Origin of the sequence: Rhodococcus sp. RCBS9 (assembly GCF_029457415.1) — a bacterium.
GTDB classification, from domain to species: domain Bacteria; phylum Actinomycetota; class Actinomycetes; order Mycobacteriales; family Mycobacteriaceae; genus Rhodococcus_F; species Rhodococcus_F qingshengii.
Genome location: NZ_CP120422.1, coordinates 5,507,671 through 5,522,920, shown reverse-complemented (window position 1 = coordinate 5,522,920; position 15,250 = coordinate 5,507,671). Strand labels below are relative to the sequence as shown.

The 15,250-nt window shown below is 63.7% G+C and carries 16 protein-coding genes; 8 read left to right on the top strand and 8 right to left on the bottom strand.

All coding sequences use genetic code 11. The annotated features are described in order from the left end of the window. Window positions 1–61: 61 nt before the first annotated feature. The gene (locus P0M12_RS25965; RefSeq protein WP_003942593.1) at window positions 62–364 is read right to left on the bottom strand and encodes a DUF4193 domain-containing protein; all 303 of its coding nucleotides are present in this window, start codon (window positions 362–364) and stop codon (window positions 62–64) included. A gap of 533 nt (window positions 365–897) precedes the next feature. On the opposite strand from P0M12_RS25965, the gene cei reads away from it, so the two are divergent. Then, a complete protein-coding gene (gene cei, locus P0M12_RS25960; RefSeq protein WP_003942618.1) occupies window positions 898–1,581 on the top strand; it encodes an envelope integrity protein Cei in 684 nt (227 codons plus the stop codon). Between the two features lie 6 nt (window positions 1,582–1,587). On the opposite strand, the gene P0M12_RS25955 is transcribed toward cei, so the two are convergent. Then, on the bottom strand, window positions 1,588–2,466 hold the full coding sequence (locus P0M12_RS25955) for an inositol monophosphatase family protein (protein ID WP_214926232.1): 879 nt from the start codon (window positions 2,464–2,466) through the stop codon (window positions 1,588–1,590). Window positions 2,467–2,635: 169 nt separating this feature from the next. Between P0M12_RS25955 and ppgK the strand changes: the two genes are divergently transcribed. Then, window positions 2,636–3,403 carry a polyphosphate--glucose phosphotransferase gene (gene ppgK, locus P0M12_RS25950; protein ID WP_064112879.1) on the top strand — a complete coding sequence of 256 codons (768 nt, stop codon included), beginning with the start codon at window positions 2,636–2,638 and terminating at the stop codon, window positions 3,401–3,403. 178 nt (window positions 3,404–3,581) lie between these two features. Continuing rightward, a complete protein-coding gene (locus tag P0M12_RS25945; RefSeq protein WP_019748245.1) occupies window positions 3,582–4,940 on the top strand; it encodes an RNA polymerase sigma factor in 1,359 nt (452 codons plus the stop codon). 69 nt (window positions 4,941–5,009) lie between these two features. Here the strand turns inward: P0M12_RS25945 and P0M12_RS25940 are convergent, their stop codons facing one another. The 4 genes from P0M12_RS25940 to P0M12_RS25925 form a co-directional block, all read right to left on the bottom strand. Then, window positions 5,010–5,819, bottom strand: a complete 810-nt coding sequence (locus tag P0M12_RS25940) for a tyrosine-protein phosphatase (RefSeq protein ID WP_042449914.1) — start codon at window positions 5,817–5,819, stop codon at window positions 5,010–5,012. 21 nt (window positions 5,820–5,840) lie between these two features. Further along, on the bottom strand, window positions 5,841–7,013 hold the full coding sequence (locus P0M12_RS25935) for a cation:proton antiporter (protein WP_003942634.1): 1,173 nt from the start codon (window positions 7,011–7,013) through the stop codon (window positions 5,841–5,843). A 7-nt stretch (window positions 7,014–7,020) separates the two neighbouring features. After that, window positions 7,021–7,503 carry a cation:proton antiporter regulatory subunit gene (locus P0M12_RS25930; protein WP_021344116.1) on the bottom strand — a complete coding sequence of 161 codons (483 nt, stop codon included), beginning with the start codon at window positions 7,501–7,503 and terminating at the stop codon, window positions 7,021–7,023. A gap of 86 nt (window positions 7,504–7,589) precedes the next feature. Beyond that, a complete protein-coding gene (locus P0M12_RS25925) occupies window positions 7,590–7,967 on the bottom strand; it encodes a DUF952 domain-containing protein (RefSeq protein WP_064112866.1) in 378 nt (125 codons plus the stop codon). Window positions 7,968–8,201: 234 nt separating this feature from the next. Here P0M12_RS25925 and P0M12_RS25920 point away from each other — a divergent pair, with 234 nt between their 5' ends. After that, a complete protein-coding gene (locus P0M12_RS25920; protein ID WP_003942643.1) occupies window positions 8,202–8,393 on the top strand; it encodes a hypothetical protein in 192 nt (63 codons plus the stop codon). A gap of 133 nt (window positions 8,394–8,526) precedes the next feature. Here P0M12_RS25920 and P0M12_RS25915 read toward each other — a convergent pair whose 3' ends face one another. Further along, window positions 8,527–10,305 (bottom strand): DEAD/DEAH box helicase, encoded by a 1,779-nt coding sequence (locus P0M12_RS25915; protein WP_003942642.1) that lies wholly within the window; start codon window positions 10,303–10,305, stop codon window positions 8,527–8,529. Window positions 10,306–10,561: 256 nt separating this feature from the next. On the opposite strand from P0M12_RS25915, the gene P0M12_RS25910 reads away from it, so the two are divergent. Continuing rightward, the gene (locus P0M12_RS25910) at window positions 10,562–11,824 is read left to right on the top strand and encodes a YihY/virulence factor BrkB family protein (RefSeq protein ID WP_214926229.1); all 1,263 of its coding nucleotides are present in this window, start codon (window positions 10,562–10,564) and stop codon (window positions 11,822–11,824) included. On the opposite strand, the gene P0M12_RS25905 is transcribed toward P0M12_RS25910, so the two are convergent. Beyond that, entirely contained in the window at window positions 11,797–12,033 is a 237-nt protein-coding gene (locus P0M12_RS25905) for a DUF3039 domain-containing protein (protein ID WP_003942602.1), read from the bottom strand. The genes P0M12_RS25910 and P0M12_RS25905 overlap by 28 nt on opposite strands. A gap of 83 nt (window positions 12,034–12,116) precedes the next feature. Here P0M12_RS25905 and P0M12_RS25900 point away from each other — a divergent pair, with 83 nt between their 5' ends. The 3 genes from P0M12_RS25900 (at window position 12,117) to P0M12_RS25890 (ending at window position 15,133) form a co-directional block, all read left to right on the top strand. Beyond that, on the top strand, window positions 12,117–12,476 hold the full coding sequence (locus tag P0M12_RS25900; RefSeq protein ID WP_003942638.1) for a DUF3099 domain-containing protein: 360 nt from the start codon (window positions 12,117–12,119) through the stop codon (window positions 12,474–12,476). Between the two features lie 26 nt (window positions 12,477–12,502). Beyond that, complete coding sequence (locus tag P0M12_RS25895) at window positions 12,503–14,002, top strand: class I SAM-dependent methyltransferase (RefSeq protein ID WP_058038713.1); 1,500 nt, start codon at window positions 12,503–12,505, stop codon at window positions 14,000–14,002. Window positions 14,003–14,161: 159 nt separating this feature from the next. Further along, entirely contained in the window at window positions 14,162–15,133 is a 972-nt protein-coding gene (locus P0M12_RS25890; protein WP_003942639.1) for a sigma-70 family RNA polymerase sigma factor, read from the top strand. The last annotated feature ends 117 nt before the right edge of the window (window positions 15,134–15,250 follow it).

Sequence of the window (15,250 nt, the reverse complement as noted above, 5' to 3'; positions counted from 1 at the left end):
GCAGTACTTCCCGACCCTTGGTCGACCCTCGCGCTGACGGGTCGACCACCGGGAAGGGAGATCAGGCAGCGCAGTCCATGCAGACGAGCTGTCCGTTGGCATCACTGGCCAGGCGGCTGCGGTGATGAACCAGGAAGCAGCTCGAACACGTGAACTCGTCTGCCTGCTTCGGAACAACTCGAACCGAGAGTTCCTCGCCGGAAAGGTCGGCACCCGGCAGCTCGAAGGACTCCGCGGTGTCCGTCTCGTCGATGTCGACGACGGCTGACTGTGCTTCGTTGCGTCGCGCCTTCAGCTCCTCGAGCGAGTCCTCCGAAACCTCGTCGGACTCTGTACGCCTCGGTGCGTCGTAGTCAGTTGCCATCTCGTCTACCCCATCCTCTTCGTGTATCCCGGTCCCGTGTGCGCCGAGAATCCGGTAGATCCTTGATGCGCATGGAAACCGCCGTGGCATCCAGATCATTCCCTGTCGCTGCATAACGCTGCAGGACTGGAATTAGTGCCCGGAAGTTCCTTCCGAGAACGTGATCTGCGCCTCATTTGGTTGTCATTTCGGCGTCCGGCCGATGCCCAGTTGAACGACCTGGGCCGCCAGACAGTAGCCGACGTGAGCACGAAAGTAGTAACCGAATCGGAAATTTCCGAAAAATGACTGCGAATTGTCACCAAGGCAAGAGCAAGCTGTGACCTTTCCACGATGTTTTCGGGCCGAATCCGGGTAGAAACAGGCCGGTAATCGGCCAACTGCCGTTTCGCAATCGACAAGGACTCGACGCGTCGAGCCTCGCTTCGGCTGTCTCGTCACACAGGCCCTCTAAGGTAGGCACCGAACGTCATGCCGGCGCCGCTCGGCCCGATGGCGAAGTAGAAGTTTCGTCAAGAAAGTCGAGGGATACCGTGGTTTCTCTGATCACCGAAGGCAGCTCTACCGATGACCAGGGACGTCCGTTCCGCCGTCGGCGCGCGTGGCCGGTGATCGCCGTGTTCGCGGTACTCGCATTGATCGGCAGTGTCTTGTGGGTCCGCATCCTGAGCGCCGAGGCGGAAGTCAGTGACACCGTCGCCTGCAACCTGCCGCAACCTTCGTCCGATCCTTCGGCAGCGGCGCCACTACCGCTGGGAACCGTCGTCGACCGCTCGAAGCTGCTCGACGTGGATCCCGCTCCCCTCGCCGCCACCAAGGTTCGTGTGTTCAACGCCAACGGTGAACACGGCCAAGCAGCCCAGGTGGCAGCGCAACTGAGCGAGTTCGGCTTCTCCAGCGCGCCGGACGTCCAGGTCGGAAACGACCCCGTCTACGTCGACCAGAACATGGAGTGCCAGGGTCAGATCCGATTCGGAGCGAACGGCCTCGCCGCCGCCAGTTCCGTCTGGCTGGTCGCCCCCTGCGCCGAACTGGTCCAGGACGGCCGCGGCGACGACACCGTCGACCTGGCTCTCGGCACCTACAACAAGGGCGCCCTGACCCCCAACACCGACGCCACCGCGATCTTGCATGCTCTGGCCGAGCAGCCCGCAAACGCCGAAGTCGCTCCGATGGACATCGCACTGCTCAAAGCAGCGCGCACGGCGCGCTGCTGACAGGCCTCAGCTCGGAATCGGCTGATCTGCGCCGATCGAACTGAGCATGTGCGCGAACTGCTCGGCGATCGCCGGAGCGACTGCGTAAACGACATCGCCGTCGGCGGACGTGGAATTGGGCGCCGGGACGTTGATCACGGCGCCCGCTTCGGAAGCGATCAAGGAGCCGGCTGCCCAGTCCCACGGACTCAGTCCGTGTTCGAAGTGAGCGTCGACCCGGCCGGTGGCAACCATGCACAGATCCAACGCAGCCGAACCGATGCGTCGGATGTCGCGGACCTGCGGCAGGATCTGCCCGATCAACGTGCCCTGCACCTTCCGGCGATCCGCTCCGTAACCGAAGCCGGTGGCCAACAGCGCCATTGACAGCTCGGTCACCTCATTGGCTTGCAGGTCGCTGACGACGCCGTCGGCCGTGGTCATGGTTGCACCGCCGCCCCGATGCGCGGCATACGTGGTTTCCAACGACACGTCGACGACAGCCCCGGCTACCGAGAACCCGTCGATCTGTACGGCCACCGAGATGGCGAACGCGGGGATTCCGTAGAGAAAATTCACCGTGCCGTCGATGGGATCGACAACCCATCGAACTCCCGCGGAATCGTCGGTGTCTCCGCCACCTTCCTCACCCAGGATCGAATCTGCAGGGCGCCATTGCGCCAGAAGGTCGCGAATCACCTGTTCGGTTTCGGTATCGACCACCGTGACGGGATCGGTGGGCGTGCTCTTCGCCGCAACCGAACCACCCTCGGCGGCACCGGAACCCACCAGGCCGAATACCTCGGGCCGACGCAAGCGGACGTGTTCGGCTGCGCGTTCGGCGACGGCTACGGCTACTTCCCGCAACTGTGCGGGGTCCAGAGAATCGGCGGAAAAGTCGGGCAACGTTCTTTCTGAAGGGCGCACCGGACCATCGCAACACATCTCTACCGAGGGGCACCACTCGAACGTCTCGAGGCGGGCGGTTCGAGAGGACGCGCCCGGGTCCTTGTTCGGGTTAGTGTTTGCAACGGTAGATCGTGACCTCGAATTCGACACTCAGGAGCGCAGGACGATGACAACCACAGGTTTCGGGATCGACGTCGGCGGTAGCGGCGTCAAGGGCGGCACGATCGACCTGAGCACCGGGGAAATGATCGGTGAACGCATCAAGATCCTGACCCCGCAGCCGTCCACACCCGATGCGATCGCGGGCACTGTCGCCGAGATCGTCGAGCAGGCCAAGTGGACCGGTCCGGTCGGCATCACCTTGCCCGCTGTCGTGACCGGCGGCGTCGCGCGCAGCGCCGCGAACATCGACAAGTCCTGGATCGACACCGACGCCGCCGCGCTCTTCGGCAAGGCCCTGGGCGGGCGCGAAGTCACCGTCCTCAACGACGCCGACGCTGCCGGAATCGCCGAGGACTCGTTCGGAGCGGGCAAGGACACCTCCGGCGTCGTGATCTTGTTGACCTTCGGCACCGGAATCGGATCTGCCGTGTTGCACAACGGAGTTCTGTTGCCCAACACCGAGTTCGGCCACCTCGAGGTCGACGGCAAGGAAGCCGAGCATCGAGCGGCGTCGTCGGTGAAGGAAAAGAAGGACTGGAGCTACAAGGAGTGGGCGGTCGAGGTCTCCCGAGTTCTGACCACCTTCGAGAACCTGCTGTGGCCTGATCTCTTCATCGCCGGAGGCGGAATCAGCCGCAAGCACGAGAAGTGGATTCCGCACCTGACCAACCGCACGAAGGTCGTCCCCGCCACCCTCCTCAACACCGCCGGAATTGCCGGAGCTGCGCTCGCATCGGTCGGACTGACCAGGCCGGCCCCCGTCGCCGGATGAGAAAACCCGCACGTGAAAAGCGGAAAATCTACCTGTTACGGCCCGCCGTGACGTAAGAGTTTCCTGAGAGTCGTTACAATGGTGAAGTCCGGCTGCGCGCCGGCCAACAACCATTGACCTCTCCGCCGGATCACCACTCTGGCGTGACGCCGCACGACACCGTCACGAAAGGGCGTACGTGGCAGCCACCGATACACGTCAGACTGCTGATTCTCCATCAGAGTCAGAGCCACAATCTCCAGCCGTGGAGGCGGCCACCGTCACCGCTCCGGCAGCCAAGAAGGCTCCGGCGAAAAAGGCCCCCGCCAAGAAGGCAGCAGCAAAGAAGGCTCCGGCCAAGAAAGCTCCGGCCAAGAAGGCAGCAGCTAAGAAGGCCAGCCCCAAGAAGGCCGGCGATCCTGACGCCGAAGACGGCGATGTCGAGTTGGAAGACATCGACATCACGGACGGCGACCTTGCCGAGGTCGAGTCCGATGTCGTCGAGGTCGTAGCAGTCGGCGAAGACGAAGAGACCGCTGCAGAGCCGTCCGAGAAGGACAAGGCTTCCGGCGACTTCGTCTGGGACGAGGAAGAGTCCGAGGCTCTCCGCCAGGCACGCAAGGATGCCGAACTGACGGCGTCCGCCGACTCGGTTCGCGCTTACCTCAAGCAGATCGGCAAGGTCGCACTCCTCAACGCCGAAGAGGAAGTCGAACTGGCCAAGCGCATCGAGGCCGGCCTCTACGCCGTGCAGATCATGCAGGACCTCGCTGACAAGGGCGAGAAGTTGCCTGCGGCTCAGCGACGCGACATGAGCTGGATCTGCCGCGACGGCAACCGCGCCAAGAACCACCTCCTCGAGGCCAACCTCCGCCTGGTCGTCTCGCTGGCCAAGCGCTACACGGGCCGCGGCATGGCGTTCCTGGACCTCATCCAGGAAGGCAACCTCGGTCTGATCCGTGCAGTCGAGAAGTTCGACTACACCAAGGGTTACAAGTTCTCGACCTACGCCACGTGGTGGATCCGTCAGGCCATCACCCGCGCAATGGCCGACCAGGCTCGCACCATCCGTATCCCGGTGCACATGGTCGAGGTCATCAACAAGCTCGGCCGTATCCAGCGTGAGCTGCTCCAGGACCTGGGCCGTGAGCCCACGCCGGAAGAGCTCGCCAAGGAAATGGACATCACGCCGGAGAAGGTGCTGGAAATCCAGCAGTACGCGCGTGAGCCGATCTCTCTCGACCAGACCATCGGCGACGAGGGCGACAGCCAGCTCGGTGACTTCATCGAGGACTCCGAAGCTGTTGTCGCAGTCGATGCCGTCTCGTTCACCTTGCTGCAGGATCAGCTGCAGTCGGTACTCGAGACGCTGTCCGAGCGCGAAGCCGGCGTGGTTCGCCTCCGCTTCGGTCTCACCGACGGTCAGCCGAGGACTTTAGACGAAATCGGACAGGTCTACGGCGTCACGCGTGAGCGTATCCGCCAGATCGAATCGAAGACGATGTCGAAGCTGCGCCACCCGTCGCGTTCGCAGGTTCTGCGCGACTACCTCGACTAGTCACACCAGCTATGCACACAAGAGCCGCTCTCCGGATCTCCGGAGAGCGGCTCTTGTGCGTTTGCCGCCTCAGACCAAGAGTGTGTCCCGGAGTTGTGCGACATCGTCCTCGCTCAACTGAAGGCCGTCCCGGACGTAGTTGTCGAAGTTGCCGTACACCCGATCCACCGTGGCGAAAGACGTGTCCAGCCAAGACTGTTCGACGCCGTCGATGAACGCGCTCCCCGTGCGGGGTCCGGTGAGGTACTGATTGCTGAGCATGTAATCGGCGTTCACGTCGGTGCGACTCACGCCGAGGACGGTCAGGAGAACTGCGGTCATCCAACCGGTACGGTCCTTGCCCGCCGAGCAGTGGTAGAGGACTGCACCGTCGGTGTTCGCGACGTTCACCAGCGCGTCGTGGAATGCGCGGCTCGCCCCCGGATCGGTCACCATCAACGCGTACATCGTCGGCATGTCCACCAGCGCCGGGAGGTTGGCGGGGTTGGTTCCGATGACGTCGAACCAGTTGCTTCGCGCCCCGTTCGGAAGGCGATCCTGCGAGAGCGTTCGTTCGACGACCGTACGGAAGTCGTCGACCGATTCCACTCCGCGTTCGCTCAACGACGCGAGATCCGACGGTGTCAGCTTGTCGAGGGCATTCGAGCGAAATACCTTCCCCCACCGAACGGTCTGCCCGTCCGCGGCGTCGTAGCCACCGATGTCACGCGCGTTCGACGCACCCTCGAGGTGCAGCGATCGATCCGCGGCAACCTGCGCAGCTGTGGGTCCGGCGTGGTCGAGAGCGGGAATTCCACCGGCGAGCGCCGGGACCGGTGCACACGAGATGATCAGCGCACACAGAGCGGTCGCGGCGGGACGGGCGATTCTGTTCGACATCCGGACAGAATAGGACCGCAATCAGGACTTCGTACGAACCTTGATGTACAACGAGGCGACCGGTTCGATAACTCTTGCCGCCACCGGGCCGATGACCGCCATCAGGAGCACGTAAGCAGTTGCCAATGCGGCAAGTTCGGCGTCGACGGCGCCTGCGGACACCGCGAGGCCGGCGATGATGATGGAGAACTCACCGCGGGCGATCAGAGCGGCACCGGCGCGCGCCTGACCCATTCGCGCGACACCCTGACGTCTGGCCGCCCAGGCGCCGGTTACCAGCTTCGTGATCGCCGTGACCACTGCCAGGATCGCGGCCCATCCGAGGACTGGCGGAATGGAACTGGGATCGGTGTTGAGACCGAAGACCACGAAGAACATTGCGGCGAACAGATCTCGAAGGGGCTCGAGCACGCGACTGGCATTGTGCGCCGTCGACCCCGAGATCGCGATTCCGAGGAGGAATGCGCCCACAGCCGCCGACACCTGCATCGCCGAACTGATGCCGGCGACCAACAGTGCGGCACCGAGCAGCTTGAGCAGGAGCGTCTCACTGTCGGGACTGTCGAGGAGGGCAGAGACGTACCGTCCGTATCGGAGGGCCACGACAAGAACCACGGTGATGACCAACAACGAGATCCCGACCGCTTCGAGCCCGCCCATGAAGCTCACGCCCGCGAGCATCGCGGTCAGAATCGGCAGGTACAGCGCCATCGCCAGGTCTTCGAACACCAGAATCGAAAGCACGACCGGTGTCTCGCGGTTACCGAGGCGCCCCAGGTCGCTGAGCACCTTGGCGATGATTCCCGAAGACGAGATGTAGGTGACGCCGGCCATGACCGTCGCCCCCACGACGCCCCAACCGAGCATCAAGCCGACAACCGCGCCAGGGGTGGCGTTGAGGACGATGTCGACGATGCCGGCTACCCGCGAGCGTTTGAGACCGGTGACGAGCTCGGCCGCAGTGTATTCGAGCCCCAACAGCAGCAAGAGCAGGACGATCCCGATCTCACTTGCCAGATGGGAGAACTCGCCGATGTCGCCGAGCTGGATGAAACCGCCCTGTCCGAAGCACAGGCCGCCGATCAGGTAGAACGGGATCGGCGACATGCCGACGCGAGCAGCGAGCCGTCCGAGCAGTCCGAGCGCGAAGAAGACCGCGCCGAGTTCGATCAGTGCGAGGGTGGTTGTGTCCACGCGCCAGTCAGCCGTTGGCCAAGATTTTTGCCGCTGCAGCCAAACCGTCCGGCGTTCCGACTGCCACGAGAAGGTCTCCCCCGGTGAACGTGAAGTCGGGGTTCGGAGACGGGCTCACCTGTCCTGCGCGCATGACGGCGACGATGGACACTCCGGTGCGCGTGCGCATGCCGGTGTCCCCGAGGGTCTGTCCGTCGTAGCGAGAACCGTCCTTGATGTAGAGCTGTTTGGTTCGAATGCCCGGAAGGTCACGGTGCTCTTCCTCGAGCTGAGCAACGAGCTGTGGGGCACCCAGGAGATTGCTGAGCGCTGCCGCTTCCTCGGTGGTCAGAGGCAGCGAGGCAGCACACGCGTCAGGGTCGTCTGCCTTGGAAACGATGAGGTCGGTATGACCGTCCCGATGGGTGACGACACCCACGCGACGACCGGAAGACAGAACAAAATCCTTGCGCGTCCCGATCCCCGGTAGTGGGGTGACTTCTACGTTCATACACCAACGGTAGCGCCGATCGGTGACCTGCATCGCGGGAGGGCCGTTATCCGCGGGGAGCACTTCGCGGCGAGCGAACCGGCGACCTACCGAACCGGCGAAAACACGCCGTTCTCGCCCGGAAAATACTCGACGACAGCGGTGACGGCTGCGACGGGAATCGGGGCGTACAGATGCGGGAATCGCATCGATTCCGGGTCCGAGGGGACACCCGGTTCGTACTTGACCTGACCGACGAGCAAGGCCGGATCGATAGCCAGAAGGACTATGTCGTCACGGCCGGCAAAGATCCGATTGGCCGGGAGATGAACTTGCGCCGGAGTCGACATGTGGACAAATCCCTCCGCCTCGAATCCGTCGGGGATACGTTCACCGAGCTGTTGTGCCCGCGCCCACTCCTCGCGCGTGCACATGTGGAGCAACTCGACGCTCTCGTCGACAAGTGGTTCGCGTCCCGGGTTCATCCGCCCAGAATATCGGGCTGAGGTCGGCGATCCGAATCAGCTGTCAGCGAACAATCTTCACCCGAGAATGCCTGCCCAGCGCATTTCCAGTGAGACACAACACTAAGAAACGCCTTCGGGAACAACCCGTAAACCCCAAACGTCTGTAAGAGTGGATCTACCGCGCCATTCCGACGCGGCGGACCAGGCCCCAGGCACGCGGCCCGAATGCCGCAAAGCCAGTACGGAGGAGTCATGCCCGGAACACTGACCAGCCCACAGTTGACCGCTGCCGACCGGTGCGACCGGTGCGGTGCCGGAGCACGCGTACGCGCCGTGCTTCCCACCGGCGGCGAGCTTCTCTTCTGCGGACACCACGCAACCGAACACGCGGATCGACTTCGCGAGATGAATGCCGTCGTCTCCGAAAGCGAACCCGCAATCTGACCTGTCAGCCGGGGGTGGCCTCTTCACGAGGCGCGCCATGAACGCCAGAACGGGCGATCACAGTCACTGTGATCGCCCGTTCTGCCGTTCCGGGGCCGCAAGCACGCGAAGCGTGCGGGACCGGTATCGGCTGCTACCAGCTGCGGAGAATCGCGATGCGTTCGGTCAGCTGATCGACAGTAGCGATGGCCGTCGGCGGACCGCCGCACACCCGGCGCAGTTCCGCGTGAATGATGCCGTGCGGCTTACCAGTGCGGTGAACGTTCATCGCCACCAACCCGTTGAGCTCCTTGCGGAGCGCACCGAGCTGATCTGCCGTGGCCGCTCGATCGGATACCACTGCCGCCGTGGGTTGCGGGGCGGCGGCCTTGGCCGAGTTGGCCTCGACCTGCGTCTGCTGGCGTTGACGCAGCAATGCCCGCATCTGATCGGCGTCGAGTAGGCCTGGCAGACCGAGGTAGTCGGCTTCCTCGTCACTTCCGGCGAATGTCGCGGTACCGAAGGATGATCCGTCGTAGATCACCTGGTCGAGTTCGGCATCGGCGCCCAGGGACGTGAACGCCTTCTCCTCCTCGCCCAGCTCGTCCTTCTGCTTGTTCGCATCGGCGAGCAGGTCGTCTTCGAGGCCGTCCTTCTCACGATGCGGCTTGCCGAGTACGTGATCACGCTGGGCCTCGAGCTGTGCGGCAAGGTCGAGAAGCACCGGCACCGACGGCAGGAAGACGCTGGCAGTTTCGCCCTTACGACGCGAACGTACGAAGCGCCCGATCGCCTGAGCGAAGTACAGCGGAGTCGACGCGCTGGTCGCGTACACACCGACCGCCAGACGGGGAACGTCGACGCCCTCGGACACCATGCGGACCGCGACCATCCATTTCTGGTCGCTCGCACCGAATTCGGCGATTCGCTTGGACGCGGTGGGGTCGTCGGACAGCACGACGGCCGGCTGTTCGCCGGTGATCGCGGTCAGGGCCTTCGCGTACTCGCGGGCCACTGTCTGGTCCGTCGCGATGACAAGTCCGCCGGCATCGGGCATACCGGTACTGCGCAGCTGCGCCAAACGGGTGTCTGCTGCTTGCAGCACGGCAGGAATCCAGTCGCCGGCAGGGTCCAAGGCCGTACGCCAGGCCCGAGTCGTCTGCTCGGCGCTCAGCGGCTCGCCGAGTCGAGCGGTGAATTCCTCGCCGGCGTTGTTTCGCCACCGTGCCTCGCCCGAGTAGGCGAGAAACACGACGGGGCGAACCACGCCGTCCTTGAGGGCATCCGAATATCCGTAGGAGTGGTCGGCTTTCGAGCGGAGCAGACCTTCCTTGTCCGGCTCGTACTCGACAAAAGGAATGGCACTGTCGTCACTGCGGAACGGGGTTCCGGTCAGTGCGAGACGCCTGGTCGCGTCGCCAAACGCTTCACGAATGGCGTCGCCCCAGCTCTTGGCGTCGCCGCCGTGGTGGATCTCGTCGAGGATGACCAGCGTCTTGCGGCCCTCGGTCCGCACACGATGCTTCGACGGGTGCGAGGCAACCTGGGCGTAGGTCAGCACGACGCCGTGATAGTCACTCGAGGTCTGGCCGGTCGAGTTGGAGAACCGCGAGTCCAATGCGAGGCCGGAGCGCTGTGCGGACTCCGCCCACTGGTGTTTGAGGTGCTCGGTCGGCGCCACGACGGTTATCTGGTCGACCGTCCGGTCACGGAGCAATTCCGAAGCTACCCGCAGAGCGAAGGTGGTCTTACCTGCTCCCGGCGTTGCGACCGCCAGAAAGTCACGCGGACTGCTGGAAAGGTACTTGGTCAGTGCACGGCGCTGCCATGCACGAAGGGAACCGGTAGGGGCGCCAGGTTGGGTTCCCGCGGATTGAGCTCCGGCGGGTTCGGGCGACTTGCCGAACTCGGCTGCCACGGTCTCAGACGTCATAGGCCGCGCCTCCACTGGAATCGCACTGTTGTCTCGCGCTCCTCGAATTTTCATCAATGTCCGGCGACGAGCCTAGCCGCCGCCACCGACGAAAGCCGCACTCGAAGCGCGTACTCATGGCCGTTCTCACTCCGGCCGGCGAGGTTTCGCTTCTCTCGCATCCTGCCGACCTGCACGCGAATTGTCTCAGAAATGTGCGACACGTCGGCGCCATGGTTGGGCAACCGGGTGTGTCGTCAGGGATGCTGGAGACATCATGAGTGAAGCGCGAGGCGAGAAGTCGAGCGGAAGTGATCTGCACCACCGCAGATTGCATCCGCTACGCCGCACCGGGCAGTTGATCGGTCGAACCCTGAGCAAGGCCTGGGACGATTCCATCTTCGGAAAGGCGGCTACGGCCGCGTTCTGGCAAACGCTGTCGCTTGCTCCCCTGCTGCTCGGCCTTCTGGGAATGATCGGCTACATCGGTGGGTGGTTCGGACCCAACACCGTCGAGATCATCGAATCCAAGATCGTCACGTTCAGCGGAACGATCTTCAGCGAAAGCGTCGTCGACCAGATCATCCGCCCGACGGTGACGGACGTCCTTCAGCGCGGACGCCCGGAGATCATCTCGGTGGGCTTCCTGCTGTCCCTGTGGGCGGGATCATCGGCGATCAGTACGTTCGTCGACTCGATCGTGGAAGCACACGGGCAGCAGGATGCCCGCAATCCCATCTGGCAGCGCATCTTCGCCCTGCTGCTCTACGTGATGTTCCTGGTGATGGCGGTGTTCATCCTGCCGCTGGTAGCTCTGGGGCCGACGCTCGTCGGACGAGCACTGCCGGCCTCCTGGTACGTGGTCGGATCGAATCTGGTCGACACGTTCTACTACCCCGCTGTCGGTCTGCTGGTGATCATCGGCCTCACGACGCTCTACAAGGTCGCTCTGCCGAAGTCGCTGCCGTGGCATCGGCTGCTCGCGGGCGCCCTGGTCGCCGGTGTGTTCTTCATGGCCGCCAGCACCGGATTGCGCTGGTACCTGGGATTCGTCACCAGCACCGGCTACACGTACGGCGCGTTGGCAACGCCGATCGCGTTTCTGCTCTTCACGTTCTTCCTCGGTTTTGCCGTCGTCCTCGGCGCCGAGTTCAACGCGACGGTTCAGGAGTTCTGGCCCGCTCGTGCCACTCGGATGGAGCAGATGCGAGAGTGGCTTGCGGCTCAGAACACCGACGAAAAGACCGGTCCGGTCACCAACCTGACCTGGCACCTGGCCACCAGCCCGATCCGCATCTCGGGCGACAAAGCGGACCCGGCCACGGTCCCCTCGTACGGGCGGCCCCGCAGCAGACAAACCGAGAGCAGACAATCGGAGTCGCGCCAGAACTCGTGCGTCGACCAAGATCCCTGCGATGAACCGCACGCAGACGCGAAGAGCCCGGCGGCCGACTGCGTCGAGGCTGTCGATCCGCCGAGCTCCGGAAGTACTCCCGCTCGCCTGACCCGAGGTCAGTCGCCCTTACGGAGTCCTTCGTAAATCTTCTTGCAGTCCGGGCACACCGGTGATCCCGGCTTGGCGGACTTCGTCACGGGAAACACCTCACCGCACAGCGCGACGACATGGGTTCCCATGACGGCGCTCTCGGCGATCTTGTTCTTCTTCACGTAGTGGAAGAACTTCGGGGTGTCGTCGTCGGTCGTTTCGTCGGTGGAGACGTCGGGACGTTCCTTGGTTTGAGTGCTCACCCCTCCAATAATGCCGTCTCCGTCACAGCGGTGCGACCCACGGGTCGTGTGCAATTGTCGGCCGAGAGTGGAACAGTGGAGTCATGGCACGAAATGGCGCGTTCGGCAGGTCCGACGAGGCCGGGACTCCCGACAATCCCGTACTGATCACCGAAGCGCAGCAGTCCGTCGAAGAACAGCACAAAGCCCGAGTGCGCAAGTACATGATCATCATGTCCTTCCGGTTCCCGGCGTTGATCCTCGCGGCGATCGCGTACGGCATCTGGGCCAACGCCTGGATCTCGATGCTCATCATCGGTGCATCCATTCCGCTTCCCTGGATCGCCGTCCTGATCGCCAACGACCGACCACCGCGCACCAAGGACGAACCGAGTCGATACGACGGACGAAAGAAGACCGCAGGCGAGATCGAATCCGCGACGCACCACACCATCGAAGGCTGACAAGTTCCGCCTGCGAGAATGACAGGGTGAGAAGCGAAACGCTCCTGTCCATCACCCCTGCGCTGCGTGAGGCTCTGCTTCGCAATCGATTCGACACCGGAACCATGCTCGAGGCGTTGGGTCCCGAAGTTCACGCTGCTCTCGGTCGAAGTGAGCCGGTGCCCGTGCGCCGCGCCACCCGAGAACTCGGGGACCTGGGCGTTCTCATCAGACTGTTCCTTCTCGCCGATGACTGCCCGGCCGGCGACGTCGCCGCGGCGCTGGCTCCGCTGACAATCGCGCAGTGCGTCGACGCCGGTCTGCTCGAAGGTGAGAACTTCGACAGTGAGAATCCGCTCGTGCGGGCCGCGGTGGATCTTCGCCCCATCGACGTCGGCGACGGCGATCGTTGGGTGATCTCGGATCTCGACGGCGGAATCCGTCCCAAGAAGGCCACGGCCGATCATGTGCTGGGCGTCGGGCATGCGTCACTGTCCTTGCTGCAGGCCACGCCCACCGCGAGGGTCGGCAGCGTGCTCGACCTCGGTACGGGATGCGGCATCCAAGCCCTGCACGCGAACACGTACGCCGATTCGGTCACCGCAACCGACATCAATCAACGCGCTGTCGACCTCACGGCAGCAACCATGGCCCTCAACGGACTGGACGTCGAACTCCTTCAAGGGTCCTGGTTCGAACCCGTCGAGGGTCGAACCTTCGACCAGGTGGTCGCCAATCCGCCGTTTGTCGTCGGCGAGGCACGCGTCCATCACACGTACCGCGATTCCGGCCTCGATCTCGACGGTGCGAGCGAATTGATGATCTCGCAATCGATCGACTACCTGAACCCCGGCGGCACGGCAGCTCTGCTGGCGTCCTGGGTGCACGTCGAAGGCCAGGACTGGCGGTCGCGGATCGCGTCGTGGCTGCCGGCCCACGGCGTCGATGCCTGGGTGGTCCAGCGCGATGTCGCGGATCCGGCTCTGTACGTCGGTACGTGGCTCAAGGACGGCGGGCAGGATCCGCGAGATCCTGAAACGGCATCGAGAGCAAACGCCTGGCTGGATCACCTCGAAGAATCCGACGTCGAGGGCGTCGGCTTCGGTTTCGTGTTCCTTCGCCGCACCGACTCCCCCACCGACCTGATGGCCGAGGACCTCATGCACGGCTTCTCGGACCCGCTCGGGGCCGAGGCGCTCGCTTACTTCGACCGTCTTGCCTGGTTGCGTGAACACGACGTCCTCGAGGAACGCTTCGTCCTCGATCCGGACACGGCTCTCGAACGCGTCTACCTCCCCGGTGACGAGGGATGGCAACAAGTGGTCACGCGTGTGCACCGCGGCAACGGACCGCACTGGCAGCACGAGATCGACGAGCTCGGTGCTGCGCTGTTGGCCGGACTCCGAGCGGATGGACTGGTGGTCGACGAATTGATCGAACTTCTTGCCGCGGCGAACGGCGAAGACCCGAACCAGCTACGTGAGGCCGTCGTCACAATGATGGTCTCGCTGGTTCGACACGGGTTGGTGCTTCCCGTCACGAACTGAGTTCCCGGTGAGTTGCAGATTTTTGTGTTCTCAGCAACTTCTCAGGACGACTGGGAAATAACTGCAGGTCACGGCGATTTAGCGGAAATCGGCACGGGAACTTTCCCGGAACTCTCACACGTTGAACTGTGTGAGAGACCGCCGATAGGGAGGCAAGTCATGACAAGCCCCAGCACCACTACTCGCATTCGTCCGAGCGCCGCAGATCTGGACGCCCAGAGCCCGGCCGCAGACCTGGTCCGCGTCTACCTGAACGGGATCGGTCGTACTGCACTGCTGACAGCAGCAGACGAGGTCGAACTGGCGAAGCGAATCGAAGCGGGGCTGTACGCCAGCCACGTCCTTGCCACGGGAAAGCGCCTGACAGTCGCCAAGAAGAGGGATCTCGCAACGATCGTTCGCGAGGGACAGTCGGCACGTAGCCACCTCCTGGAAGCGAACCTGCGACTCGTCGTGTCGCTGGCCAAGCGCTACACCGGCCGCGGCATGCCGCTCCTCGATCTGATTCAAGAAGGCAACCTCGGACTCATCCGTGCGATGGAGAAGTTCGACTACGCCAAGGGCTTCAAGTTCTCGACGTACGCCACCTGGTGGATCCGTCAGGCAATCACCCGCGGAATGGCTGATCAGAGCCGCACCATCCGGCTCCCAGTCCACCTCGTGGAGCAGGTCAACAAGCTCGCCCGCATCAAGCGCGAACTGCACCAGCAGCTCGGGCGAGAAGCCACGGACGACGAGTTGGCCGAAGAGTCGGGCATCCCGGCGCACAAGATTGCCGACCTGCTCGACCACAGCCGCGACCCGGTAAGCCTGGACATGCCTGTGGGCAACGACGAAGAAGCGCCCTTGGGCGATTTCATCGAAGATTCCGAGGCGACCTCGGCCGAGAACGCCGTCATCGCCGGTCTGCTGCACAGCGATGTGCGCAGCGTGCTCGGGACGCTCGACGAGCGGGAGCAGCAGGTCATCCGACTTCGCTACGGTCTCGACGACGGCCAGCCCCGCACCCTCGATCAGATCGGCAAGCTCTTCGGCCTCTCGCGTGAGCGGGTTCGTCAGATCGAGCGTGAGGTCATGGGCAAGCTCCGCGTCGGCGATCGCGCCGAGAAACTGCGGTCCTACGCGAGCTGATCAAACAACACAGCACGTGCGTCAGCGCGCCACACCACTCGCGCTGACGCACCGCACAAAGCACCGGCCACCGCTACTTCCCTCCCCCTCGGGAATGTGCGGTGGCCGGTGTTGTTC

Coding starts and splice junctions, on each gene's coding strand:
- P0M12_RS25965 (WP_003942593.1), bottom strand. CDS start 364: ATGGCAACTGACTACGACGCACCGAGGCGTACAGAGTCCGACGAGGTT.
- ppgK (WP_064112879.1), top strand. CDS start 2,636: ATGACAACCACAGGTTTCGGGATCGACGTCGGCGGTAGCGGCGTCAAG.
- P0M12_RS25940 (WP_042449914.1), bottom strand. CDS start 5,819: ATGTCGAACAGAATCGCCCGTCCCGCCGCGACCGCTCTGTGTGCGCTG.
- P0M12_RS25930 (WP_021344116.1), bottom strand. CDS start 7,503: ATGAACGTAGAAGTCACCCCACTACCGGGGATCGGGACGCGCAAGGAT.
- P0M12_RS25925 (WP_064112866.1), bottom strand. CDS start 7,967: ATGAACCCGGGACGCGAACCACTTGTCGACGAGAGCGTCGAGTTGCTC.
- P0M12_RS25920 (WP_003942643.1), top strand. CDS start 8,202: ATGCCCGGAACACTGACCAGCCCACAGTTGACCGCTGCCGACCGGTGC.
- P0M12_RS25915 (WP_003942642.1), bottom strand. CDS start 10,305: ATGACGTCTGAGACCGTGGCAGCCGAGTTCGGCAAGTCGCCCGAACCC.
- P0M12_RS25910 (WP_214926229.1), top strand. CDS start 10,562: ATGAGTGAAGCGCGAGGCGAGAAGTCGAGCGGAAGTGATCTGCACCAC.
- P0M12_RS25900 (WP_003942638.1), top strand. CDS start 12,117: ATGGCACGAAATGGCGCGTTCGGCAGGTCCGACGAGGCCGGGACTCCC.
- P0M12_RS25890 (WP_003942639.1), top strand. CDS start 14,162: ATGACAAGCCCCAGCACCACTACTCGCATTCGTCCGAGCGCCGCAGAT.